Source organism: Nocardia sp. NPDC059691, from assembly GCF_042733915.1.
Taxonomy (GTDB): domain Bacteria; phylum Actinomycetota; class Actinomycetes; order Mycobacteriales; family Mycobacteriaceae; genus Nocardia; species Nocardia sichangensis.
Genome location: NZ_JBHWFB010000002.1, coordinates 638522 through 662077 on the forward strand (window position 1 = coordinate 638522; position 23556 = coordinate 662077).

The window sequence follows — 23556 nt, forward strand, 5'->3', positions numbered from 1 at the left end:
TGTGGAGCGAGGATCGTTGCTGAAGGCTCGGGCCGGCGGGAAACTGCACGGCGGCAATCACGGGATCGCGCCGGAAGAGGTGGTGGCCGCGCAGCGGGCCCGCATGCTGGTGGCGATGATCGAGGCGGCCGCGGACAAGGGCTACGCGGCGGCGACGGTGGCGGACGTGCTGAAGCGGGCCGAGGTGTCCAGGATGACCTTCTACCAGCACTTCGCGAACAAGGAGGCGTGCTTCCTCGCCGCCTACGACATGGCCGTGGAGATCGTGATGACCAGGATCACGGGCGCGCTCGCCGCTGACGGCACGCCGCTCGAGCGGATCGATCGGGCACTCGACGCCTACTTCTCCACCCTCGCGCAAGAACCACAGGTGGCGAAGGTCTTCCTGGTGGAGGTGTACGCGGCGGGAAGGCCGGTGCTGGAGCGGCGGCTGGCGACCCAGGCAGCTTTGGTGGACGGTTTCGCCGAGGCGCTCGGCGCGACGCGCCCGCATCAGCAGCTGGCGGGCGAGGCGGTGATCGGCGCGGTCGTCTCGCTGGCGACCAACCGCGTCGTCGCAGGGGACTTCGCCGCGCTGGCCGGGTTGCGCGAGCCGCTGATGTCGTCGCTGATCAGGAATCTGGTGTGAGGCCGGACAGTCGTCCGGCGACCGCGGGCAGCCGATCCAGCATCGCCACGGTGAAATCGGCCAGCAGCGTGATCAGCCCGTCGCGGTCGACGTCGAGCCCCCCGTCCAGCCAGACGAGAACCAGTTCCGCCGCGCCGCCGGTGATCAGCTGGGAAGTCGCGGCGATCGCGGTGTCCTGCCCTTCGGGCAGCTCGAGCACCAGGCGGGTCTGCTCGATGATGACGTCGGCGACCTGGCGCATGCCCGCGAACCGGCTGCGCATGAGCGCCTCGTCGCCGTAGGTCTGGGCGAACGCCACTTTCGCGCGTCGCGGATCGTCGGTGAGTTCGACGATGAGGGCCGCCACTCCGGCGCGGATCCGGTCGGCGGGCGTGCCCGTGGTCTCGGCGATGGCGGCCTTCGCCCGGTCCAGCGCCGCCTGCTGGATCTCCACCAGCACCCCGGAGGACAGCGCATCGCGGTCGGGGAACGCCTCGTAGAAGAAGCGCGGGCCGACCTTGGCCTGTTCGCACACCCCGCGCACGGTCAACGCCGACAGTCCCTGTGTGCCGATGATGTCGAGGGCGGCGTCGAGCAACCGCCTGCGCCGGTCCTCGCGGCGCTCGGCCGTGGAGGCTCCGCGGTAGGTGCCGCTGACGGTACGGGTCACCACGCCAGCTTGGCACAGCCAAAATTGGGAAACAACCGTTTACGGAAACGATGGTTTCCTCTATCGTCGGACTATCGCAGTGTCGCGAAGGGAAGACGGTCATGAGTCTGCTTGTGCCCCAGTCGTTCGACGAGATCTCCGGCACGATCCGCCAGGCGCGGACCACCTGGGCGTGGCACGCGCAGCGCGCGGCCGCGCGCGCGGTCGCGCATTACCCGGCGCAGGTGCGGCCGCTGGCCGATCCGCCGCCGGGCAGCGGACTGAAACCGGTGCTCGGTGACTTCGGGCTCCCCGGAATCGGATACACCTTGCACGCGTTGGCCGACCCGATCCAATTCGCGCGGAAGCGTTTCGACCGCTTCGGCCCGGTGCAGTGGTTCGGCATGCTCGGTCGGCGCATGGTCACCTTCGGCAGTCCGGAGGGCTACGAGGCGGTGATGCTGGACCGCGACAAGGTGTTGTCGGCGCAGCGCGGCTGGGAGTGGCTGATCGGCCCGTTCTTCCGCGGAGGTCTGCTACTGCGCGATTTCGACGACCACCTCTTCCATCGGCGCGTGATGCAGCAGGCCTTCACGCGGCCGCGGTTGATCGGATACCTCGACCTGACCACGCCTCGGATCACCCGCGGCATCGCGCAGTGGGAGCCCGCCGACGATTTCCCGGTCTACCGGTCGATCAAGAAACTGCTGCTCCAGCAGGCCACCGAAGTCTTCGCGGGCGCCGAATCCGGCGCGGGCTCGGCACGATTGGAGCGCGCCTTCGAGGACGCGGTGCGCGGCGGGGCCGCCTTGATCCGGGCGAACGTGCCGGGCGGTGTGTGGGCCCGCGGCGTGCGCGGCCGCCGGGTGCTCGAGGAGCACTTCCGCCGCGAGTTGCCCGCGAAGCGCGCGGGCGGCGGCAGCGATCTGTTCAGCGTGCTGTGCCGGGCCCGCACCGCCGACGGCGATACCTTCACCGACGCCGAGGTGATCGAGCACATGATCTTCGTGATGATGGCGGCCCACGACACCAGCACCATCGCCGCGTCCATGCTGGTCTACGAACTCGGCAGGCACCCCGAATGGCAGGAGCGGCTGCGCGCCGAATCCGTCGCGCTGGGCAAACCGGCGCTGGACTACGACGATCTCGACCGCCTGCCCTCGCTCGATCTCGCGTTCAAGGAAGCGCTGCGGGTCTACTCGCCGGTGGCCCAGCAGGTCCGCGAGACCATCGCCGACGCCGACATCCTCGGCTACTACCTGCCGAAGGGGACGTTCATCCTCTGTGGCACGTACGGGCTGATGCGCAACGAGGAGTACTGGCACGATCCCGATACCTTCGACCCGGAACGTTTCGCCGAGCACCGTCGTGAGGACAGATCGCACCGCTTCGCCTGGGCGCCTTTCGGTGGCGGGGCGCACAAGTGCATCGGCCTCTACTTCGGCGGCATGACCGTGAAAGCCGTAGTGCATCAAATGCTGTTGCGGTATCGCTGGAGCGTGCCGGACGGCTACCAGCTGCCACTGGTCGCCGGAACCGGACCGGTGCCCGCCGATGGTCTGCCCATCCGGCTGGAGCGGATCGTCCGATGAGGATCATCGCCGACCGAATCGTCTGCGCGGGGCACGGCATGTGCGAAGCGCTGGCGCCGGATCTGTTCCGGGTCGGCGCGGACGGGATCGTCGTGCCGCCCGACACCGTCACGAGCGATCGGGAGCTGCTCGAGCTCGTCGTCGACAGCTGCCCGGTCGCGGCGCTGCGGCTGAGCTGAGGTCTCCCGGCTCGTTTCGCGTCCTCGGCGCTGGGTACCGCGAACTGCGATATTCGAGCCCATCGACGCGAGAGGACCACATCTCATGGCCACCTGCGATACGTGCGGAAACGAGTACGACAAGACGTTCACCATCACCCGCGACGGCCAGTCCGCCACCTTCGACAGCTTCGAATGCGCGATCACCGCCATGGCCCCGACCTGCACGCACTGTTCCTGCCGGATCGTCGGGCACGGTGTGGAGGCGCGTGGAGACTACTTCTGCTGCGCGCATTGCGCCCACGAAGCGGGTCATCCGGCCCTGGTCGATCACGTCTGAACCCCGCTGCCCAGCGGCGATGGGCGACCGATCACCCGCGCGGCGCGTGGCTTCGCCGCACCTCGAGCCCCGCGACCCGCGCCGCTTCGGCCAGCACCGCTTCGAGCATCGCCGGAGTGAGTCGTCCGGTGAAGGTGTTCTGCTGGCTGACGTGGTAGCAGCCGAACAAGTGCAGCGGACCGCGGCCCGCCTCGGCGGCGGCCAGTTCGACGTGCGTGCCGTGGCCGAATTTCGGTCGCGGTCGCGGCACGGTCCAGCCCGCTTCGGCCAGCACCGGAAGCAGTGCCTGCCAGCCGAACGCGCCGAGCGCAACCACCGAGCGGACGGTGGGCGTCAGCAGCCGCAGTTCGGTCGCCAGCCAGTGTCCGCAGCGATCTCGCTCCTCCGGCGTCGGCTTGTTGTCCGGCGGCGCGCAGTGCACGGGAGCGGTGACCCGCACGCCGTGCAGCCGCAGGCCGTCGTCGACGCTGATCGCGGTCGGCTGGTTGGCCAGACCGACCGCGTGCAGCGCCGCGAAGAGCACGTCGCCGCTGCGGTCGCCGGTGAACATGCGGCCGGTCCGGTTGCCGCCGTGCGCCGCGGGCGCGAGTCCGACGAGCAGCATCCGCGCGTCCGCCGGACCGAAGCCGGGCACGGGACGGCCCCAATACGTCTGGTCGCGGAAGGCGGCGCGTTTCTGTCGCGCGACGAGCTCGCGCCAGGCGACCAGACGCGGGCAGGCGAAGCAGTCGGCGACCGCAGCGTCGAGTTCGGCGATGGTCCGGCACACGTCAGCACCGGCCGTACGAGGCGGTGGCGTAGTCCCATACCGTGCGGCGCCCGAGGGCGTAGCAGTGTCGGTCGGAGATCGGTGTCTCGTGCATCAGAACTCCCTTCGGTGGTGCAAGGGGAGGGACGAACCGGGCGATCGTGCCCACGGTGCGCCGACGCGACCGGCCGGTGCCGTCGATCGTTGATCGGTCCCGTCCGGACGGTACCGCTTCGGACATCTGTCCAGTTCAGCGGGGTGATCGAGCGGCCGCCGGGCGCGATATGTGATCGGTACCACCCGGTCGGGGTTGGTAGCATGGCGGTTCCGACCGACCGGATGCGGTGGTTCACCTCCGGCTTCTTTCGAAAGAGTCTTTCCATGCAGTTTGAGATCGTCGAGCGGGACGAGACGTGGGTTGCCGGGCTGCCGGTACGCAGCCCCAAACGTGCGCTCGGGGAACTGCGTGACCGGGATCTGGAGGCCGCCTGGGCGGCGGTGTTGCACCAGGAACTCGGCGGCCCGTTGGCCAGCGCCTACACCGACTACACCGGTGAGCTGGGCACGTACAACACCCAGATCGTCGGCTATCAGTGCGCGTCCTTCGCCGACGTCACCCGCGGTCACCTGGTCGCCCGGCTGCCGCGCGGCGCCTACGCACGGTTCTCCTCGGTCGGTAACTTCCCGCAGGTGATGACCGACCTGTGGACGCAGATCGCCTACGCCGAGGAACACAACCAGATCAAGCGGACCTACACCGGCGATTTCGAGTGCTACCCGCACGCCTACAAGATCGATCTGTACCTGGCGGTCGACGCGCGATGAGTTATGCGATCGTGGTGCGTGCCGAGGCGGTCTACGGCGGGCTGGTCGTCCCGCGCGTGCGCCCGAGCTTCAAGGTCAGCAACAGCGACCTCATCGAGTTCCTCAAGGACCGCCTGCGGGACCGGGACGGCGTGGACCGTCCGATGTACACGGTGTACGTGCCGGATCCGGCCGGAAACTACAACGCTGTGGTCTGTTTCGAGTACCCCGCGCCGGACGCGGTGCCGGTGGGTGACGTCTTGGTGCGTGTCCCGAAAGGCGTCTATGCCCGGTTCGCGCCGAACGGCGACTATCACGATCCGGTAGAGGACGTCTGGGCGCAGGTCGACGACGCGACGGCGTCCGCCGAGATCACCCGGGCCTACCGTGAAGAGATCGAGATCTGGCACGCCCCGGAATCGGTCGAGTTGTTCATTTCTATCCTCGTTTAAATTGCTAATCGGTAACTGACCTCGAACCGACTGGTCTCCATGTTATTTCCGATTTCGAATACGCCGGTTCTGACCTGCGGAAATATGGCGTGTACCACAGAGTTTTCGGAAGATTAACCGGACGGCTGGTCAATTCCTGTCCGATGACGGATACTGCCCTGGGCAACTTCGTCTCGGCTCGGGGCCGCGGAGGGCTGCATCGGGCTGGACTATCGCGCATGGCAGCGCGGCGATGGAGTAGGAACAACATGACTGTGGATCTGATTGCAGTCGTGCCGAGGAACTCCCGTGGGCGGGGAGTACGACGGTATTACGACGCGCAATCCGAGTGTGCGTTCTTTGTCTCCGAACCGGGCGTGCAGCCGGAACTCTGGGACCGGTATCTGCACGGGGCGTATGCCGTTTACCGGCATTTCGGAGTCGAACACGCGCTCGAATACGAAACGGTCGCCGACGGTGCGTCCTCGGCGCTGTTCTTCGCCGCGCTCGACGCCGACGGCGACATGGTCGCCGGGGTGCGGATGCAAGGTCCGTACACCGACGCGCGGCAGGCGCACGCGCTGGTCGAATGGGCCGGTCAGCCGGGCGCGGACGACTTGCGGCAGATGATCGCCGACCGGATACCGCAGGGCGTGATCGAGGCCAAAGGCGCGTGGGTCGCTCGCGATGCCGCCAACCGGGGCGAACTCGGCGCGGCGATCTCGCGCACCGTGCTGCACGGCGCGCGCCTGCTCGGCGCCCGCTACGGCTTCGCGACGGTGGCCTCCTTCACCGTGGCCCGCCACGAGGCGTGCGGTGCGGTTGCGGCCGAGCGCATTCCCGCGGTGCCGTATCCGGACGAGCGCTACCGAACCGTTCCGCTGTGGTGGGATACCCGGAGCTATGCCGCCTCGGCTGAGGAAGCGCAGCGATCCCTGACCCAGCGCGAACAGGACGCGCTCGGCCTGTCGACCGCGCGTACGCCCGATGTGCGATGCGGGATCGGGCGGCCGACGGAGGGCCGGCGCGGACATGGGCGATGACCGGAGCCGAGCGGCGGACCACCGGCCGCTGATCATCGACCCCGCCGATCCGGAGGACGCGCGGATACTCGCCGCCCTGCGCGCCGACCCGTGCATCGAAATCCTCGATCTGCGTGCGTCGTTGCGCGCCGAATACGGCAGAATGGTTGCCGCGCCCGATATTCCGGAGGGGCCCGAAGCGGATCGCTGGATCTACTATCCGTGGCGCGCCGCGGTGGTCGGATTGCCGGGGCCGCGTACTTTCCGGATGATCCGGCTGGATCGTAATCGGAACAAACTGACCAGAGCCGAACAGGACCTTCTGGCCGAACGCACGATCGGGATCGTGGGACAAAGCGCCGGGCACGCGATCGCGCATCTGCTCGCCATGGAGGGCGTTTGCGGCGGATTGCGCTTGGCGGACCTGGACGATATCGAGTTGTCGAATCTCAACCGGGTCGCAGGGACGCTGTTCGACATCGGCGTCAACAAAGCGGTGGTAACCGCACGCCGTATCGCCGAGTTGGACCCTTATCTCCCGGTGCAGATCTTCGCGACCGGGGTCGACGAGAATTCGGTGGACGAATTCCTGGACGGACTCGCGATCGTGGTCGAGGAATGCGATTCGCTCGATATGAAACTCGTGATTCGCGAGGCGGCGGCCCGGCATCGCATTCCCGTACTGATGGAAACCAGTGACCGTGGTTTGCTGGACGTCGAGCGTTTCGATCTCGAAGCCCGCCGTCCCGCGTTCCACGGATTGCTCGGCGAGGTCAGCGCCCGGGATTTGCGGGGGCTGACCTCGCGGGAGAAGGCGCCGTACGTGGTGAAGCTGCTCGGCGCCTCCGGGCTGTCGCCGCGGCTGGGCGCGAGCCTGGTCGAAGTCGGCGAGACGGTGAACAGCTGGCCGCAGCTGGCCGGTGACGTCGGCCTCGGCGCCGCGAGCGTGGCCGCCGCCGTGCGGCGCATCGGACTGGGGCTGAAGCTGGATTCCGGTCGCGTCCGGATCGATGTGGAACGGCATCTCGACGAGCTGGCCGACCCGCCGCCGAACGACGAGCCGGTGTGGGCCGATGCGCCGCCCGAGCCCGTTACCGGGCCCATCGAAAGCGTCCTCGCCTGCGCGCAACGGGCTCCATCCGGGGGAAACATGCAGCCTTGGTCGTTGCGGGCCGGCGCGGAGCACATCGCCATCGAGCTGGCGCCCGAGTGCAGCACGGCAATGGACATCGGCTATCGCGGCAGCGCCGTCGCACTCGGCGCGGCCGTCTACAACGCGCGGGTCGCCGCGGCCGCGCACGGAATCCTCGGCCCGCACGAGTTCGTCGAAGGAGCGCCGGGGTCCGGTCGTCTCGTCGCCAGCTTGCGGCTGGGGAACGATCGCAGTGCCGAGCTGGCGGCCGACTATCCCGCCGTCCTGCGACGCGAGACCAACCGCAGGGTCGGCACCGGGGCCCCGCTGGCAGACGGCGTACTCGCCGCGCTCACGGCGGCCGCCGAATCGGCCGGTGCGCATGTGCGCGCCGTCGTGGAACGGGAGGACATTGAGGAAGCTGCGAGGTTGCTGGGGGATTCCGATCGGGTCCGCTATCTCACGCCCCGCTTATACGAGGAAATGCTCGCCGAAGTCCGTTGGGCGGACGACACGCCGGAGACCGGAATCGATGCGCGCAGCCTGGAACTGACCGACGACGAATGGGCGGCATTCCAGATCACCACCCGCGCCGACGTCATGGCGCAGTTGCGGTCCTGGTCGGGTGGAGCGGCGCTGGGGAAATACACCGGTGACCGGGTGCGGTCCAGCTCCGCCATTCTGGCCGTGACATTCGACGCGGCCGACCCTCGATTGACCGACTACGCGGCGGCGGGCGCGGCGGTCGCGCGGGTTTGGGTGCGGGCCGAGCGCCTCGGATTGTGCGTGCAGCCGATTTCCCCGGTATACCTCTACGCCCGACGCCATGCGGAACTTGCAGCGATTTCCCCCGACTTCACGGATACACTAACGTCACTTCAGGGCCGTTTCCTGGACCTGCTGGAAGTGCCTGAGCATGAGACCATGGCGTTGGTGCTTCGCCTGAGCTACGCCTCCGCCGCCACCGTACGCAGCAGGCGGCGTCCGGTGCTCGGTGTGGACACCAGTAGTTAGCGCGATCGGAGACAATGTGCCACGGCGGACACTCGACTCGTTGGTGACCCAGGTCGCCTCTGAGCTCATGGGTGTGGACGCCACGACCATGGTCGCCGCCACCGAACGCGTGCTCGCGCAACTGGTCGAGTACTTCGACGTGGATTTCAGCTACGTGCGGCACACCGACCGCGAACGCCGGGCAACCGTGCTCATCGCCGAGTGGCCGCACCGGCAGAACATTCCGGACCCCGATCCGCTCGGCGTGATCTACTTCGACGGCGCCGACCCGGTGTTCCGCGCACTGGAGAACGCGACCGAGCCGATGGTCGCGCGCCCGACCCCGGAATTCGCCGACTACCAGGAGACCGTGCGCCGTGGTTCCGGCATCGTCGGGGTGACCTCGGCGGCGGTACCGCTGATGTCGCGTGGCGAGCCGACCGGTGTGCTCGGGTTCGTCAAGTCGGGCGATCGGGAGTGGAGCAATCGCGAACTCAACGTGCTCAAAGCCATCGCGGCGCTGTTCGCGCAACTGCAAGCGCGGGTGGTCGCGGAGGAACGTCTCCGATACATCGCGCTGCACGACGACTTGACCGGTCTGGCCAACCGGCGCGCGCTGCTCGAGCACATGGAGGAGCGATTACGCGCGGGAAGCCCCGGCCCGGTGGCCGCTTTCTTCCTCGACCTGGACCGCTTGAAAGCACTCAACGATTTCCTCGGTCACACCGCAGGGGACAACTTCATCCGCACCTTGTCGACGCGCCTGCGGGAGAACCTGGACCCGAACGACATGATCGCCCGACTGGGCGGCGACGAATTCGTCATCGTTCCCGCCAAGCCGATGGACGCGGTGGCCGCCGAGTACGAGGCGAACCGCATCCAGCAGTTGATCGCGCGGCGCGTCACCGTCGGCGGCGAGTCGGTCAGCCGGGGCGCCAGCGTCGGCGTCGCGCTCGGCTTCCCCGGTGAGACGACGGTCGCCGACGTGCTGCGCCGCGCCGATCACGCGTTGTTGTCGGCGAAATCGGGCGGCGGCAACGGCGTCGCGGTGTTCACCGACACCATGCGCGCGCAATTCGAACTCCAGGACGACGTGGAGCTCAACCTGCGCGGCGCGGTGTCGGACGGCTCGCTGCTGCTGCACTACCAACCCGAGGTGGATCTGCGCACCGGCCGCATCGTCGCGTTGGAGGCGCTGGTTCGCTGGCTGCACCCGACCAGGGGATTGCTGCCGCCCGCCGCGTTCGTCACCGTCGCCGAGGCCACCAACCTGGCCGGCGAACTGGGCCGCTGGGTGATCCGGTCGGCGTGCGCGCAATTCGCCGAATGGCGCAGGCGCGGTCTGGCGGGCAACGTCGTGATGCGGATCAACGTGTCGCCGGTGCAGTTGGTGAGCCTCGATTTCGTCGAGCGCATCGAGGACATCCTGCGCCTGTTCGGCATCGACGGCAGCTCGGTGTGCCTGGAGATCACCGAGCACGTCGTGGTCCAGGACCTGGCCCGGACCCAGGTCACGCTGCGCGGACTCAAGCGGATGGGCGTGCAGATCGCCATCGACGATTTCGGCACCGGCTACAGCTCGCTGTCGCATCTGAAGGCGCTGCCGGTGGACGCGGTGAAGATCGATCGGGGTTTCGTGCAGCGGCTCGGCGCCAGCACCGACGATCTGGCCATCGTGAAATCCATCATCGGCCTGGCAGGCTCGTTCGGCCTGGGCGTCGTCGGGGAAGGCGTCGAGACGGCGGTCGCCGCGCGCACCTTGGTCGGCCTCGGCTGCTACCGCGCGCAAGGTTTTCTGATCGCGAAGCCGATGCCCGCCGAGCAGGTCGAGACGCACCTCACCGCGGGCCGGATCCCGCTTGATCTAGATCTTCCGCGGGCCGGGCGCGGGCTGCCCGCGCACTGAGATCACCGCGACAGCCGCCGGTTATCCGGTTCTTTCACGGCCGTTCACGCACCGTTGGGCGCGGGTAACCCGATCCGCTGCACGATCGGCCACGTGCGCATAGTTCAGCTTGCGAACTTCTACGGCCCGCGGTCGGGTGGGCTGCGCACGGCGCTGCACCATCTGGGCGAGGGTTACGTCGCCGCGGGACACGACGTGGTGCTGATCGTGCCGGGCCCGCGCCGGTCCGAGGAGATCCTGCCCACCGGCGTCGTACGGATCACACTGCCCGCGTTGGCCATTCCGTGGACCGGGGGTTACCGTGCCGCGGATCCACGCCCGGTGGCCGACGTCCTGGACGGATTGCGGCCCGACGTGCTGGAGGTCTCCGACCGGCTGACGCTGCGCGGATTCGGCCGCTGGGCGCGGCGGCGCGACGTGGCAGGCGTGATGATCTCGCACGAGCGGCTCGACCGGCTGCTGGGGCAGGTGCTGCCCGGCCCGGTGGCGCGGCGCTGCGCCGACGTGGCCAACCGGCACACCGCCACCGACTACGACATCGTCGTGTGCACCACCAGCTTCGCTCGCGAGGAGTTCCTGCGCATCGACGCGCGGAACGTGGAGCTGGTACCGCTCGGCGTCGATCTCGATCTGTTCAACCCGCACCGGCGCGATCGCAGGCTGCGCGCCGATCTGGGGGTGCCGGGTCATCCGCTGCTGGTGCACTGCGGCCGGTTGTCGGTCGAGAAGCGGGTGGATCGCAGCATCGAGGCGGTCGGCGCGTTGCGGGAGGCGGGTATCGAGGCGCGATTGGTCGTCGCCGGGGACGGCCCGCGCCGCGACGCGTTGCAGCGGCGGGCCCGCACGCTGGCCCCGCTGCCTGGCGGGGTGCCCGCCGTGCACTTCACCGGCTTCATCGCCGAGCGCGCGATGGTCGCCAAACTGCTCGCCACGGCGGATGTCTCGCTGGCGCCCGGTCCGCACGAGACTTTCGGCCTCGCGGCGCTGGAAGCGCTCGCGGCGGGCACGCCCGTGGTGGCGAGTCGATCCTCCGCGCTGGCCGACATCGTGACCGCCGACTGCGGCGCGGTGGCCGCCGACCATCCGTCCGCGTTCGCGCGGGCGGTCAGCGACGTGCTGGCCATGCCGCAGGCCCGCAGGCGCAGCGCCGCGCGCAGCCGGGCCGAGCAATTCACCTGGCCGCGAGCCGTCGCGGGCATGCTCGCGGTTCTGGGTCGTTAGCGGCGTCCCGGTCGGCGGCCGCCGACCGGGACTACCCTGCGGGGAACCGATTCGGCGATTCGAGATGGGATGCGCAGTGCTGGGTAGAGGTCGCGGGCGAGCGGGTCGAACGACGGTGCGCGATGCGAAGGTTCTGGTCACGGGCGCGGCGAGCGGTATCGGCCGGTCCACCGCGCTGGCCGCCGCCGCGGACGGCGCCGAACTGGTGCTCACCGACATCAATGCCGAGGGCCTGGACGCCACGGTGACGGACATCCGCGCCGCGGGCGGACGTGTGGCTCTGGCGCAAGCGCTGGACATCACCGACTACGACGCGGTGCGCGCCTTCGCCGACCGGGCGCACGCCGAACTCGGCAGCCTGGACGTCGTCATGAACATCGCGGGCACGTCGGTCTGGGGGACCGTGGAGAACCTGGAGCACCAGCACTGGCGGCGCATGGTGGAGGTCAACCTGATGGGGCCGATCCACGTCATCGAGACCTTCGTGCCGCCCATGGTGCGCGCGGGCAAGGGCGGTGCGCTGGTGAACGTGTCGTCGGCGGCGGGCCTGCTCGCGCTGCCCTGGCACGCGGCTTACAGCGCGGGCAAATTCGGCATCCGCGGCGTATCCGAGGTGTTGCGGGTGGATCTGGCGCAACACGGCATCACGGTGCATCTGGTGGCGCCCGGCGCGGTGAACACGCCGCTGGTGCGCAGCGTCGAGCTGGTCGGAGTGAACAAAGAGGACCCGAAGATCAAGCGGCTCACCGCCGCGTTCACCGAGCACGCGGTGCCGCCGGAGCGGGTGGCGAGGGCGATCCTGCGCGGGATCGAACGCAACCGGTTCCTGATCTACAGCTCGTTCGACATCCGCTTCGGTTATTGGTGGAAGCGCAAGTTCGCCTTTCCCTACGAGTTCGCGATGCGGCGCACCAGCGCCCGGTTCAGCAGGCTGCTGGCTTCGACGGGCAATTGAGCTGCACGTCGAGCACGCGCGCGCCGGGACCTTCGGCGCCGAGCCGGTCGTGCTCGTTGACCAAGCGGCAGGTGCCGAGGGACAGGCAGCCGCAGCCGATGCAGCCGGTGAGGCTGTCGCGCAATCGGATCAGCTGGGTGATCCGGTCGTCCAGGTCGGCGCGCCACGTGGTGGACAAGGTCTCCCAATCGCGCCGGGTGGGCGTGCGGCCTTCCGGTAGTTGATCGAGGGCCGCCCTGATCTCGCTCAGCGGTATGCCGACGCGCTGGGAGATGCGGATGAACGCGACGCGGCGCAAGGTCTCGCGGGCATATCTGCGCTGATTCCCGCTGGTGCGTCTGCTCGTGATGAGCCCTTCGCGTTCGTAGAAGTGCAACGCGGAGACCGCGACTCCACTACGCTCGGAGAGCTGCCCGGGGGTCAGCTCCTTCGCCCGCCAATCGGCTGCTGTCGACATGCACGCTCCTCCCAATCACCTCAACAATACTTGAGGTTAGGGTGTGCTGGGACCGGATTCGGCGATCGCGCACCGATCCGCACGCCGAAGCCGGGATTTCCGTGCTCTTCCGGCCGCGGCGCACTACGGTTCGATCATGGGAGCAGATGCTGTGTCCGCGCGGGAGGGTGCGCGTTTGGCCGTGACGTCCGAAGTCGGCACGCTGCGTACGGTGCTGCTGCACCGGCCGGGCAACGAGCTGCGCAGGCTGACCCCGCGCAACAACGATCAGCTGTTGTTCGACGGCATCCCGTGGGTGGAGCGCGCGCAGCAGGAGCACGACGCGTTCGCCGAAGTCCTGCGTGACCGCGGCACCGAGGTGCTGCTGCTGTCGGACCTGCTCGCCGAGACCATCCAGGTCAGCGGCGCCGCCCGGATCCAGGGCATCTCGGCCGCCGTCGACGCGCGCAGGCTCGGACACACGCTGGCCGACGAACTGGCCGCCTTTCTGCGCGGCGTGCCCGCCGGGGAACTGGCCGACATCCTCATGGCGGGGATGACCTTCGACGAGTTGCCGTTCGGGCCCGACGCCACCTCGCTGGTGCGCCGCATGCACCACGGCGGCGACTTCGTCATCGATCCGCTGCCCAATCTGCTGTTCACCAGGGATTCCTCGTTCTGGGTCGGTCCGCGCGTGGCGATCACCTCCCTCGCGCTGCCCGCCCGCAGCCGGGAGACCTCGCTGACCGATCTCATCTACGCGTTCCATCCGCGTTTCCTCGGGGTGCGCCGGGCGTACGAATCGCACACCGCGCCGATCGAAGGGGGCGACGTGCTGCTGCTTTCGGAGGGCGTGGTCGCGGTGGGCGTCGGCGAGCGCACCTCGCCCGCCGGCGCGGAAGCCTTGGCGCGCAGCCTGTTCGACGATGACCTCGCTCATACCGTGCTCGTCGTGCCGATCGCGCAAACCCGCGCGACGATGCACCTGGACACGGTGTGCACCATGGTCGACGCGGACGCCGTCGTGATGTATCCGGCGGTGCGCGAATCGCTGTGCGCCTTCACCATCCGCAAGGCCGACGACTACGGCGGACGGCTCGGCAGCGGCCGGGTCGGCATCAGCGGTCCCGACCCGTTCCTGCCCGCGGCCGCCGAGGCGATGGGCATCGGCAAGCTGCGGGTGATCGACACGGGACTGGACGGTGTCACCGCCGAACGAGAACAGTGGGACGACGGCAACAACACCCTCGCGCTCGCGCCCGGCGTGGTGGTCGCCTACGAGCGCAACGAGATGACCAACGCCAGGCTGGAGGACGAAGGCATCGAGGTGCTGCGCATCCCCGGCTCCGAACTCGGCTCCGGCCGCGGCGGCCCGCGTTGTCTGTCCTGCCCGTTGTCCCGCGACGAGTTGTGAGCGCGGGCATGTTCACCATCACCGTCTCGCACGACTCGACTGTGCCGCCCTACGAGCAGCTACGCCTCGGCGTCATCGCCCAGGTGCGTTCCGGCGAACTGACCGCCGGAACCAAGATTCCGACCGTCCGCGCCCTTGCGGCTCAACTCGGCCTCGCCCCCAACACGGTGGCACGCGCCTACCGCGAGCTGGAGGCGGACGGCGTGGTCGAAACCCGGGGCAGGCAGGGCTCGTTCATCGCCTCCTCGGGAGACCCGACCCGCGACGTGGCAGGCCGCGCGGCCACCGCCTACGTCGCGACGGTGCGCAGATTGGGCTTGGACGACGCCACCGCCCTGCGCTATGTGCAGGCGGCACTCGAGGCCTGACCTCTTATCTCCAGCTGGGGAGCCAGAGGTGGTCGTGCCAGTTGCCCGGGGTGATCGGTAGCGCGGTGAGAATCGGCCACAGCCAGATGAAGTTGGCGATCACCAGGCCCAGGTAGAGGCAGATCGCGAGTAGTCCGAGGCTGCGCCGTTCGTTCGGCGGGGTGGGCAGGTAGATCCCGGCGGGGCTGCGCGGGATGGTGCTGGGGTGCGCGGGGCCCAGCACGTCGCCGAGTACCAGCGCCACGCCCATCACCAGGAACGGGGCCATCGGGACGGCGTAGAAGTAGTACATCTGCCGGTCGAGGGTGGCGAACCAGGGCAGCAGCGCGGCGCCGTAGCCCACCAGCACCGCGCCGTGGCGCCAGTCGCGACGGACCACCGCGCGCCACAGCATCCAGGCCAGCACCGGAAAAGCCACCCACCAAATGGCGGGCGTGCCGATCAGCATCACGGCCTTCACGCACTGGGTCTGCCCGCAACCGGTGACGCCGCTGTCGGCGTAGTAGTACAGCATCGGGCGCAGGCCCATGGGCCAGGTCCACGGCTTGGATTCCCAAGGGTGATGGTTGCCCGCCGAATTGGTCAGTTCGGTGTGGAATTCCAGCGACCTGGCGTTGAAGTACCAGAGCGAACGCAGCGCGCCCGGCACCACATGCGACCAGAATCCTCCGGTGCCGATCGGGTCCGTCGGCGCGGACGGATTGCCGGGCATGTACCGGTACACGCCGGTCTCACTCGCGAACCAGGCCCAGTAACTGGCCAGATAGATGCCGAGCGGCACGAGCACCAGCGCGTACAGCGCGGGCCCGATGTCCCGCAGCGCGACCCCGAGCCACGGACGGCGTACCCCGTAGAGCCGCCGCGCCGAGAGGTCGAAGTAGACGCTCATCAAGCCGAAGGCGGCGATGAAATAGATGCCGGACCATTTGGTTCCGCAGGCCAGCCCGAGCAGCAGGCCCGCGCCGAAGCGCCACCAGCGCACCCCGAGGCGCGGTCCCCAGTCGGTCACGCCGATCCGGCCCTCCGCGTCGGCACGCGCGCACCGAGCGCGCACCTCGTCGCGGTCGACGATCAGGCAGCCGAAGGCGGCGGTGACGAACAACGCCATGAAGATGTCGAGCATGCCGATGCGCGAGGAGACGAAGGTCAGCCCGTCGGCGATCAGCAGGATGCCCGCGATCGCGCCGATCAGGGTGGAGCGTGTCATCCGCCGGGTGATCCGGATCACCAGCAGCACCAGCACCGTCCCGGCGAGCGCGGCGGTGAAGCGCCAGCCCCAGCCGTTGTAGCCGAACATCGCCTCGCCGATCGCGATGAACTGCTTGCCGACCGGGGGATGCACCACCAGCCCGTAGCCGGGGTTGTCCTCCACCCAGCCGCCGGTGAGCATCTGCCAAGCCTGCGGGGCGTAGTGCTTCTCGTCGAATACGGGGGTGCCCGCGTCGGTCGGGTAGTTGAGCATGGTGAAGCGCGTCACCGCCGCGATCGCGGTGAGGAACGCGGTCACCAGCCAGCCGCGCGCGCGGTCGGTCGGCCCGAAGTCGCGTGGCGGCCGCAGCGGCCCCGGGCTCGACCAGGATGGCACGGTTCCGAACCGTGCGGTCGCGCGCTGGCCGGTCACCTGGGTCACGCCCCGATCGTATGCTTTCCCGCCTCTCCGGGTCTTCAGGCCGTACTAGTTGGGTGGTTCGGGATTCGCGTTCAGGTCCTGCGTGAGTGCCGCTGTAGTTTGGGCGTACCCGGTGAGTTACCCATGTGCTCACGAGATCGGCTGTACGTGTCGAGAACGGGCCCGGCGGATTCGCGGTCGGCTCCCGGCGTGAGTGAGATTTGTCTCGAAGGCGTGCGGGATTGCTTCTGCCGGTGCGGCCGAACGTGGTTGCCGCCGGTATCTGCTGGGGCCGGTGGCGTCGGTGGATAGGCTGCGGGTTGGCGGTTGTCGCCGGATACGTGATGCGGACAGGAGTGCGGTGGCTTACGAGACGGCGGGCGGGCTGGTGCTCGCGGCCACGCCGATGGGTGATGTCGGTGATGCCTCGCAGCGCCTGCGCGAAGCGCTGGCGACGGCCGATGTCGTCGCCGCCGAAGACACCCGCCGCACCAGGGCCCTGGCCAAGGCGCTCGGCGTCGAGATCTCCGGCCGGGTGGTCAGTTTCTACGATCACGTCGAGACCGCCCGGATTCCGATGCTGCTCGACGAGATCGCCGACGGCCGTACGGTGCTGCTGGTGACCGACGCGGGCATGCCGTCGGTGAGCGATCCCGGCTACCGCATGGTGGCGGCGTGCGTCGAGCGGGATCTGCCGGTGACCTGCCTGCCCGGTCCCTCGGCGGTGACCACGGCGCTGGCACTGTCGGCCCTGCCGGTGGAACGGTTCTGCTTCGACGGATTCCCGCCGCGCAAATCCGGCCAGCGCCGGGAATGGTTGCGCACCTTGGCCACCGAACCACGCGCCTGCGTCTTCTTCGAGGCCCCGCATCGGCTCGCCGACTGCCTGGCCGACGCGGTCGAGATCCTCGGCCCGGACCGCCGCGCCGCCGTCTGCCGGGAGCTGACCAAGACCTACGAGGAAGTGATCCGGGGGACCCTGGCCGAACTGGCCGAGTGGGCCGTCGATGGCGCACGCGGCGAGATCACCGTGGTGCTCGCGGGCGCCCAGCCCGCCGCCGCCGATCCAGCGGACCTGGTGGACGCCGTGGAATCCCGAACCGCGGCGGGCCTGCGCCTCAAAGACGCCTGCGCCGAGGTCGCCGCCGCCCACGCCGTGTCGCGTCGCGAGCTCTACGACGCGGTTCTCGCCGCGCGCCGCACTTCCTAGCCGACCGCGGCTTCGGCTGTGCGGTTCGCTCCGCGCGGGTGGTCGACCCGAAGCTGGGTGGCGGGCATGATCATCGGTATGACTTCTCTGGAGAGCAAGGCCACGACGTTTCTCGGGTTGCACGTGCCGGGTGATCCGGGCGTCTTCCCGACGGTGTGGGATGCCTGGTCCGCGAAAGTCGCCGTGGCGGCGGGCTTTCCGGCCTTGACGGTGGGCAGTCATCCGCTGGCCGATTCGATCGGCCGCTCGGACGGGGAAGGGATGACGTTCGACGAGTCGCTGACCCGGGTACGGCAGATCACGGCGGCGGTGGACGTCCCGGTGTCGGTCGACATCGAGTCCGGCTACGGACAGGAGCCCGCGCGGCTGGTCGAGGGCCTGCTCGAGGCAGGGGCGATCGGACTGAACATCGAGGACACCGTGCACAGCGAGGGCAAGCGCCTGCGCACGGGCCAGGAACACGCCGACCTCGTGCACGGACTGCGCAAGGCCGCCGACGCGACGGGTGTGCACCTGGTGATCAACGCGCGCACCGACCTGCTCCTGCGCCAGGACGGAGACGAGGCCGACCGGGTGGACCGCGCCATCGAGCGGCTGCGGCTGGCCGCCGAGGCGGGTGCGGACGTGCTGTTCCCGGTGGGCCGCCACGCCGACGCCGACATGCGCCGCCTGACCGGCGAGCTGCCGCTGCCGATCAGCGCGACCGTCCTCCCGGATCAGGCCGACAAGGCCGCCCTCGCCGACCAGGGCGTCGCGCGGATCACCTTCGGTCCGTTCCTGCAGGCCGCGCTGACCAAGGAGATCAATACCCTGCTCGACCGCTGGAAGTGACACGGCGGAACAGCTGTGTGAGCGGTATCCGTTCGCCGCGACGACGGCGCCCGAGCCCCACCGGGTGACCGGTGGGGCGGCGGTGCGTCGGGTAGCGCGAAGACGCCATCCCGGTGACGGTCGCCGTGCCTTCAGGAGGGAACCGGAAGCCCCAGGGCGCTCATGACGAACTGGACGAACAGCGGCGCCAGATCCGGCACGCGCGCGGGTCCGTCCGAGACGATGACCCGCCGCGTGCGCTCGCCGATCGCGTCCGGGATCAGGGCGATCAGCCCGTCGGACAGTTCGGGGAGCGTCGGGTCCGCCGCCCGCGCCTGGTCGTAGAACACCCGGTACAGCTGGGCGAACCGGTCGACGGCCAAGTCGCGGTAGCCGACGGCCTCCTGGTTCACCTTGAACGACTCCACGAGCACCAATCGGGCGAAATCGGGCTCGGTGGCGACGGTCTGGCAGAAGGTGACCACGATGGACTCGATCTTCGCGTAGGCGTCGGCGTCCGGCGGCAACTGGGCGAGTTCGTCCACGATCCGGGTCGCCATGATGTCGACGCCGGTGTGCACCGCCTCGGCGAAGCACTCCTCTTTGTTCGCGAAGTGGTCGTAGAAGGTCGTCCGCGAAACCCTGGCCCTGGCAACGATGTCGGTGAGGGTGGTGGCCGGGTATCCCTTGTTGTCGACGGACTCCACCATCGCCTCGACCAGCCTGCCGCGCTGCGACGTGAGCACGGCTTCGCGTGCCGCCCGATGCCGCTCGGCGAAACCGGACCGGTGAACGGATGCCGTCGCGTGCTGCTGGCCCATGTGTGCCCTCTCTGTGCCGGAACCGATTCCGAACGGAACGTCGTCGTACCGATCGCACACGGTCCGGGGCGTCGCCAGGCCGCGAACCGGTGTTTCATTATCCGACAACGCATTCCATGGCGGGAAGGCAGGTGGATCCACTCGTGGGCATGTCGCCGTGGAACACCGCTAAAGTGTTGTGCGCCTTACCGTTACGGCAGGCCGGAGCCGGTCAGTCCTTCGGTTCGACGTACTTCGGGAACACCGGTTCCGGCGCGGGCAACGCCAACCCGGGCTCGATCGGCGTCGCGATGTCCGCGAACGTCCGGCTCCGCTGCCCCAGCTGGTCGAGGATGCGGCCCGCCGACCCCGGCAGCACCGGCTGGACCAGGATCGCGACGATGCGCAGCACCTCCAACGTCACGTACAGCACGGTGGCCTCGCGAGCGAGATCCTCCGGGGTGCCCGACTTCGCCAGCGCCCACGGCGCCTGCGCGGAGAAGTACCGGTTCGTCTCGCCCAGGGTCAGCCAGATCGCCTCCAGCGCCAGATGCATCTGCTGGGCGTCGAATTCGGCCCGGCAGCGCTCCAGCAGACCGCCCGCCAGATCCAGCAGGGCGCGGTCGTCGTCGGTGAACTCGCCGGGTGTCGGCACCACGCCGCCGCAGTCGCGCGCGACCAGTTTGGTGCTGCGCTGCACCAGGTTGCCGAACTCGTTGGCCAGGTCGCTGTTGATCCGGCTCACGATGGCCTCGTGGCTGTAGCTGCCGTCTTGGCCGTAGGAGATCTCACGCAGCAGGAAGAACCGCACCGCGTCCAAGCCGTAGTTGTCGACCAGCTCCAGCGGGTCGACCACGTTGCCGACCGACTTGGACATCTTCTCGCCCTTGTTGTACAGGAACCCGTGCACGAATACGCGTTTCGGCAGCTCCACTCCGGCCGAGAGCAGGAACGCGGGCCAGTACACCGTGTGGAAGCGCGTGATGTCCTTGCCGATGATGTGCACGTCGGCGGGCCAATACTTGCCGAAGGCGGCGGAGGAGGTGTCCGGGAAGCCGACGCCGGTGAGGTAGTTGGTGAGCGCGTCCACCCACACGTACATGACGTGGTCGGGATGGTCGGGCACCGGCACGCCCCAGTCGAAGGTGGTGCGCGAGATGGACAGGTCCTTCAGACCCGCCTTGACGTAGCTGACGATCTCGTTGCGCCGGGTCGCCGGCGCGATGAACTCCGGATGCTCGTCGTAGAGCGCCAGCAACTTGTCCTGGTAGGCCGACAGCCGGAAGAAGTAGTTCGACTCCTCGGTCCAGGTGACCGGCGTCTTGGAGTCGCTGGAGATGCGGGTGCCGTCCTCCAGCACCGTGGTCTCCTCGTCGGTGTAGAACGCCTCGTCCCGCACCGAGTACCAACCGGAGTAGTTGCCGAGGTAGATGTCGCCGTTGGCCAGCATCCGCTCCCAGATGGCGACGCTGGCGGCCTGGTGGTCGGCGTCGGTGGTGCGGATGAACCGGTCGAAGGAGATGTCGAGCGTCTTGTCCAGCGCCTCGAACACGTCGGAGTTGCGGGCCGCGAGCTCTTCCACCGGGATGCCCTCGGCGGCCGCGGCCTGCTGCATCTTCTGGCCGTGCTCGTCGGTGCCGGTCATGAAGAAGACGTCGTAGCCGTCGAGGCGCTTGAAGCGGGCGATGGCGTCGGCCGAGATGTACTCGTACGCATGCCCGATATGCGGCGCGCCGTTCGGATAGGCGATGGCCGTGGTGATGTAGAAGGCGGGGCGGTCGACTTCGCTCATGGTGTGTCTACTGTAATGCGCGTGCATTCTTCCGCTCGCGTGAATATGCCCCTCGCCGATTCGCGGGTCGCCGCGTCCGCGCCGCGGGGTGGCCGCCGATGAGCGCGAAGCGTTCCGCGCCGGAGCTGCCCGAGCCGCTGTCGCCGATCGTGGACGCGCACACCCACCTGGACGCCTGCGGCGCGACCGACGCGGCGTCGACCGTCGCGATCGTCGACCGGGCCGCCTCGGTCGGGGTCGGCCGGGTGGTCACCGTCGCCGACGATCTGGACGCCGCGCGGTGGGCGGTGCGGGCCGCGCACTGGGACGATCGTGTGTTCGCCGCCGTCGCGCTGCATCCGACCAGGGCGAACGCGCTCGACGACGAGGCGAAGGCCGAGCTGGAGCGCTTGGCCGACGACCCGAGGGTGGTCGCTGTCGGCGAGACCGGCCTGGACTACTACTGGCCGGGCAAGCTGGACGGCTGCGCCGACGTCGAGACCCAGATCGAGGGCTTCCGCTGGCACATCGACCTGGCCAAGCGGGTGCGCAAGCCGCTGATGATCCACAACCGCGAGGCCGACCACGACCTGCTGACCGTGCTGCTGGACGAGGGTCCGCCGGAGCGGGTGATCTTCCACTGCTTCTCCTCGGACACGAACATGGCCCTGTCGTGCGTGGCCGAGGGCTACATCCTGAGCTTCTCCGGGACGGTGAGCTTCAAGAACGCGCACGAACTGCGCGAGGCGGCGAAGGTGGTGCCCGACGACCAGATCCTGGTCGAGACGGACGCGCCGTATCTGACCCCGCATCCGTTCCGCGGAGCGCCGAACGAGCCGTATTGCCTGCCGTACACCGTGCGGGCACTGGCCGAGGTGCGCGAGCAGGATCCGCTGGAACTGGCCGAGATCACCACCGCCAACGCGCGTCGCGTCTACCGGATCTGAGCGGGGCGCCCGCCAAGGGGCGCGTACCCGAGGGCATCACGGGTGCCCGGAATACATCGCTGTATGCGAAATGTGTCCTATGTCACTTTCGGCGTTCCGTTTTGTGATTTACCTGCGGGGTCGATATTCGATCGTGATATTGAAAAGGCCCTGTTCCGGAGCTTGCTGTTGTCGGCGCCCTGCCCCCTCGTTATCGTGCTGTGACCATGTCCCCCTTCATGCGGATCAACCAGTCGCGTTCGCCGCTGCTGTACATCGCGGTCGGCGCGCTGCTGCTGACGCTGATCGTCGGCGCCGGTCTCGCGATCGTGAATCGCAAGACGGTGACCGTCGTCGTGGACGGCGAGAAGCTCTTCCAGACCACGATGTCGCGCGACGTGCGCGGCGTGTTGAAGGCCGCGGGCTTCGCGGTGACCGACCGGGACAAGGTGGCGCCCGCACTGGCCGCGCACATCGCCGACGGCGCGACCATCACGCTCAACCGCGCGAAAGAGGTCGACCTGTCGGTCGACGGTATGACGCAGAAGGTCTGGACCACCGGGGTGACCGCGGGGGAGGCGCTCGAACAGCTGAAGATCCCGAAAGAGGTGTACGTCTCGCCCGCCCGCGACGAGCGGCTCCCGCTGCAGGGCGGGACGCTGACCATCGCGACTCCGCGCGTGGTCTCGTTGGTCGACGGCATCGGCAATCCGGTGGACGTGCGCGCCGCCGCGCCCACCGTCGGCAAATTCCTCGAGGTCGCCGGCATCCCGCTGCTCGAGCAGGACTCCGTCGAACCGGCCGCGGCCACGCCCCTGACGAACGGCTTGCACGTCACCGTGACGCGCAAGCGGGTCGAACAGCAGACCGAGACGATGCCGCTGGACCCGCCGGAGAACGTCATCGAAGACCCGGAGATGAACATGAGCCGCACGGTGGTTGAGTCGCCCGGCGCTCCCGGCGTGCAGAACGTCACCTTCGCGGTCACCATGGTCAACGGCCAGGAAGTGGACCGTAAACCGGTCGCTTCGACCGTCACCGTGGCGGCGAAGCCGAAGACCGTCCGCAAGGGCGCCAAGCCTGGCACCGAGGTGCCCCCGGTGCGCGACGGCGCGATCTGGGACGCGCTGGCCCGCTGTGAGTCGACCGGCAACTGGTCGATCAACACCGGCAACGGCTACTTCGGCGGTGTGCAGTTCGACCAAGGCACTTGGGAGCGGCAGGGCGGGCTGCGGTACGCCCCCCGCGCGGACCTGGCCACCAGGGAAGAACAGATCGCCATCGCGGAGATCACCCGGCAGCGGCAGGGTTGGGGCGCCTGGCCCGCTTGCACCGGTCGCCTCGGCATCAGCTGACGCGGGGGAGACGTCGCGGCCGGCCGGGTATGCCGGTTGATAGATTCTCGAGGTGTCCGAACCTGATATTTCCGCCCGCGGGAGTGCGGCGCTGCTCGGGCCCGCCGAAGTGCGGGTGCTCGCCGAGCGGTTCGGGGTGCGGCCGACCAAGCAGCTCGGGCAGAACTTCGTGCACGACGCGAACACGGTGCGGCGGATCGTCGCGGCCGCCGGGGTGGGGCGCGGGGACGTGGTGCTCGAGGTCGGGCCCGGTCTCGGTTCGCTGACCCTCGCGCTGCTGGACGTGGTGGACTCGGTGG

The 23556-nt window shown here is 68.9% G+C and carries 24 protein-coding genes; 18 read left to right on the forward strand and 6 right to left on the reverse strand.

Annotation, left to right across the window (positions count from 1 at the left end; translation table 11 throughout):
• Window position 1 precedes the first annotated feature (1 nt).
• The gene (locus tag ACFV2O_RS07005; RefSeq protein ID WP_379250783.1) at window positions 2–628 is read left to right on the forward strand and encodes a TetR/AcrR family transcriptional regulator; all 627 of its coding nucleotides are present in this window, start codon (window positions 2–4) and stop codon (window positions 626–628) included.
• Here the strand turns inward: ACFV2O_RS07005 and ACFV2O_RS07010 are convergent.
• Window positions 612–1277 carry a TetR/AcrR family transcriptional regulator gene (locus ACFV2O_RS07010; protein ID WP_379250785.1) on the reverse strand — a complete coding sequence of 222 codons (666 nt, stop codon included), beginning with the start codon at window positions 1275–1277 and terminating at the stop codon, window positions 612–614. The two genes, ACFV2O_RS07005 and ACFV2O_RS07010, sit on opposite strands and share 17 nt — an antisense overlap.
• A 101-nt stretch (window positions 1278–1378) precedes the next feature.
• On the opposite strand from ACFV2O_RS07010, the gene ACFV2O_RS07015 reads away from it, so the two are divergent.
• From ACFV2O_RS07015 to ACFV2O_RS07025, 3 genes are all read left to right on the forward strand, one after another.
• Window positions 1379–2848 carry a cytochrome P450 gene (locus ACFV2O_RS07015; protein ID WP_364428849.1) on the forward strand — a complete coding sequence of 490 codons (1470 nt, stop codon included), beginning with the start codon at window positions 1379–1381 and terminating at the stop codon, window positions 2846–2848.
• On the forward strand, window positions 2845–3027 hold the full coding sequence (locus tag ACFV2O_RS07020; RefSeq protein ID WP_355074575.1) for a ferredoxin: 183 nt from the start codon (window positions 2845–2847) through the stop codon (window positions 3025–3027). Before ACFV2O_RS07015 ends, ACFV2O_RS07020 begins: the two co-directional genes overlap by 4 nt.
• An 85-nt stretch (window positions 3028–3112) precedes the next feature.
• On the forward strand, window positions 3113–3346 hold the full coding sequence (locus tag ACFV2O_RS07025) for a hypothetical protein (protein ID WP_039801014.1): 234 nt from the start codon (window positions 3113–3115) through the stop codon (window positions 3344–3346).
• Between the two features lie 31 nt (window positions 3347–3377).
• On the opposite strand, the gene ACFV2O_RS07030 is transcribed toward ACFV2O_RS07025, so the two are convergent.
• Window positions 3378–4115 (reverse strand): uracil-DNA glycosylase, encoded by a 738-nt coding sequence (locus tag ACFV2O_RS07030; protein WP_379250788.1) that lies wholly within the window; start codon window positions 4113–4115, stop codon window positions 3378–3380.
• 360 nt (window positions 4116–4475) lie between these two features.
• Here ACFV2O_RS07030 and ACFV2O_RS07035 point away from each other — a divergent pair, with 360 nt between their 5' ends.
• From ACFV2O_RS07035 to ACFV2O_RS07065, 7 genes are all read left to right on the forward strand, one after another.
• Window positions 4476–4919 carry a GyrI-like domain-containing protein gene (locus ACFV2O_RS07035; RefSeq protein ID WP_355074571.1) on the forward strand — a complete coding sequence of 148 codons (444 nt, stop codon included), beginning with the start codon at window positions 4476–4478 and terminating at the stop codon, window positions 4917–4919.
• Window positions 4916–5350: an effector binding domain-containing protein gene (locus ACFV2O_RS07040; RefSeq protein ID WP_379250790.1), complete on the forward strand. Its 435-nt coding sequence runs from the start codon at window positions 4916–4918 to the stop codon at window positions 5348–5350. The genes ACFV2O_RS07035 and ACFV2O_RS07040 overlap by 4 nt, the downstream gene beginning before the upstream one ends.
• Window positions 5351–5598: 248 nt before the next feature.
• Window positions 5599–6372 carry a hypothetical protein gene (locus tag ACFV2O_RS07045; protein ID WP_379250792.1) on the forward strand — a complete coding sequence of 258 codons (774 nt, stop codon included), beginning with the start codon at window positions 5599–5601 and terminating at the stop codon, window positions 6370–6372.
• Window positions 6362–8497, forward strand: coding sequence for an Rv1355c family protein (locus ACFV2O_RS07050; RefSeq protein ID WP_379250794.1), 2136 nt, complete (start codon window positions 6362–6364; stop codon window positions 8495–8497). Before ACFV2O_RS07045 ends, ACFV2O_RS07050 begins: the two co-directional genes overlap by 11 nt.
• A 67-nt stretch (window positions 8498–8564) precedes the next feature.
• Window positions 8565–10382 (forward strand): EAL domain-containing protein, encoded by a 1818-nt coding sequence (locus ACFV2O_RS07055; protein WP_355075033.1) that lies wholly within the window; start codon window positions 8565–8567, stop codon window positions 10380–10382.
• A 93-nt stretch (window positions 10383–10475) separates the two neighbouring features.
• Window positions 10476–11603, forward strand: coding sequence for a glycosyltransferase (locus tag ACFV2O_RS07060; protein WP_379250796.1), 1128 nt, complete (start codon window positions 10476–10478; stop codon window positions 11601–11603).
• Window positions 11604–11667: 64 nt separating this feature from the next.
• Window positions 11668–12558: an SDR family oxidoreductase gene (locus tag ACFV2O_RS07065; protein ID WP_379250798.1), complete on the forward strand. Its 891-nt coding sequence runs from the start codon at window positions 11668–11670 to the stop codon at window positions 12556–12558.
• Here the strand turns inward: ACFV2O_RS07065 and soxR are convergent.
• A complete protein-coding gene (gene soxR, locus ACFV2O_RS07070; RefSeq protein ID WP_067795363.1) occupies window positions 12527–13015 on the reverse strand; it encodes a redox-sensitive transcriptional activator SoxR in 489 nt (162 codons plus the stop codon). The two genes, ACFV2O_RS07065 and soxR, sit on opposite strands and share 32 nt — an antisense overlap.
• 136 nt (window positions 13016–13151) lie before the next feature.
• On the opposite strand from soxR, the gene arcA reads away from it, so the two are divergent.
• Together arcA and ACFV2O_RS07080 are read left to right on the forward strand one after the other, a co-directional pair.
• Entirely contained in the window at window positions 13152–14408 is a 1257-nt protein-coding gene (gene arcA / locus ACFV2O_RS07075; protein WP_379250800.1) for an arginine deiminase, read from the forward strand.
• A gap of 8 nt (window positions 14409–14416) precedes the next feature.
• The gene (locus tag ACFV2O_RS07080; protein WP_379250802.1) at window positions 14417–14776 is read left to right on the forward strand and encodes a GntR family transcriptional regulator; all 360 of its coding nucleotides are present in this window, start codon (window positions 14417–14419) and stop codon (window positions 14774–14776) included.
• 4 nt (window positions 14777–14780) lie between these two features.
• Here ACFV2O_RS07080 and ACFV2O_RS07085 read toward each other — a convergent pair whose 3' ends face one another.
• The gene (locus tag ACFV2O_RS07085; RefSeq protein WP_379250856.1) at window positions 14781–16397 is read right to left on the reverse strand and encodes a dolichyl-phosphate-mannose--protein mannosyltransferase; all 1617 of its coding nucleotides are present in this window, start codon (window positions 16395–16397) and stop codon (window positions 14781–14783) included.
• Window positions 16398–16746: 349 nt separating this feature from the next.
• Here ACFV2O_RS07085 and rsmI point away from each other — a divergent pair, with 349 nt between their 5' ends.
• Together rsmI and ACFV2O_RS07095 are read left to right on the forward strand one after the other, a co-directional pair.
• On the forward strand, window positions 16747–17595 hold the full coding sequence (gene rsmI / locus ACFV2O_RS07090) for a 16S rRNA (cytidine(1402)-2'-O)-methyltransferase (protein WP_379250804.1): 849 nt from the start codon (window positions 16747–16749) through the stop codon (window positions 17593–17595).
• Between the two features lie 78 nt (window positions 17596–17673).
• The gene (locus tag ACFV2O_RS07095) at window positions 17674–18426 is read left to right on the forward strand and encodes an isocitrate lyase/phosphoenolpyruvate mutase family protein (protein WP_379250806.1); all 753 of its coding nucleotides are present in this window, start codon (window positions 17674–17676) and stop codon (window positions 18424–18426) included.
• A gap of 131 nt (window positions 18427–18557) precedes the next feature.
• Here ACFV2O_RS07095 and ACFV2O_RS07100 read toward each other — a convergent pair whose 3' ends face one another.
• Window positions 18558–19226: a TetR/AcrR family transcriptional regulator gene (locus tag ACFV2O_RS07100; protein ID WP_355074553.1), complete on the reverse strand. Its 669-nt coding sequence runs from the start codon at window positions 19224–19226 to the stop codon at window positions 18558–18560.
• A gap of 211 nt (window positions 19227–19437) precedes the next feature.
• The gene (metG, locus tag ACFV2O_RS07105) at window positions 19438–21024 is read right to left on the reverse strand and encodes a methionine--tRNA ligase (RefSeq protein WP_379250808.1); all 1587 of its coding nucleotides are present in this window, start codon (window positions 21022–21024) and stop codon (window positions 19438–19440) included.
• A 71-nt stretch (window positions 21025–21095) separates the two neighbouring features.
• Between metG and ACFV2O_RS07110 the strand changes: the two genes are divergently transcribed.
• From ACFV2O_RS07110 to ACFV2O_RS07120, 3 genes are all read left to right on the forward strand, one after another.
• Window positions 21096–21923, forward strand: a complete 828-nt coding sequence (locus ACFV2O_RS07110) for a TatD family hydrolase (RefSeq protein ID WP_364428885.1) — start codon at window positions 21096–21098, stop codon at window positions 21921–21923.
• A gap of 206 nt (window positions 21924–22129) precedes the next feature.
• The gene (locus ACFV2O_RS07115) at window positions 22130–23257 is read left to right on the forward strand and encodes a transglycosylase family protein (protein WP_379250810.1); all 1128 of its coding nucleotides are present in this window, start codon (window positions 22130–22132) and stop codon (window positions 23255–23257) included.
• A gap of 52 nt (window positions 23258–23309) precedes the next feature.
• Window positions 23310–23556: rRNA adenine N-6-methyltransferase family protein (locus ACFV2O_RS07120; protein WP_379250812.1), on the forward strand; the 247-nt coding region annotated here is incomplete at its 3' end.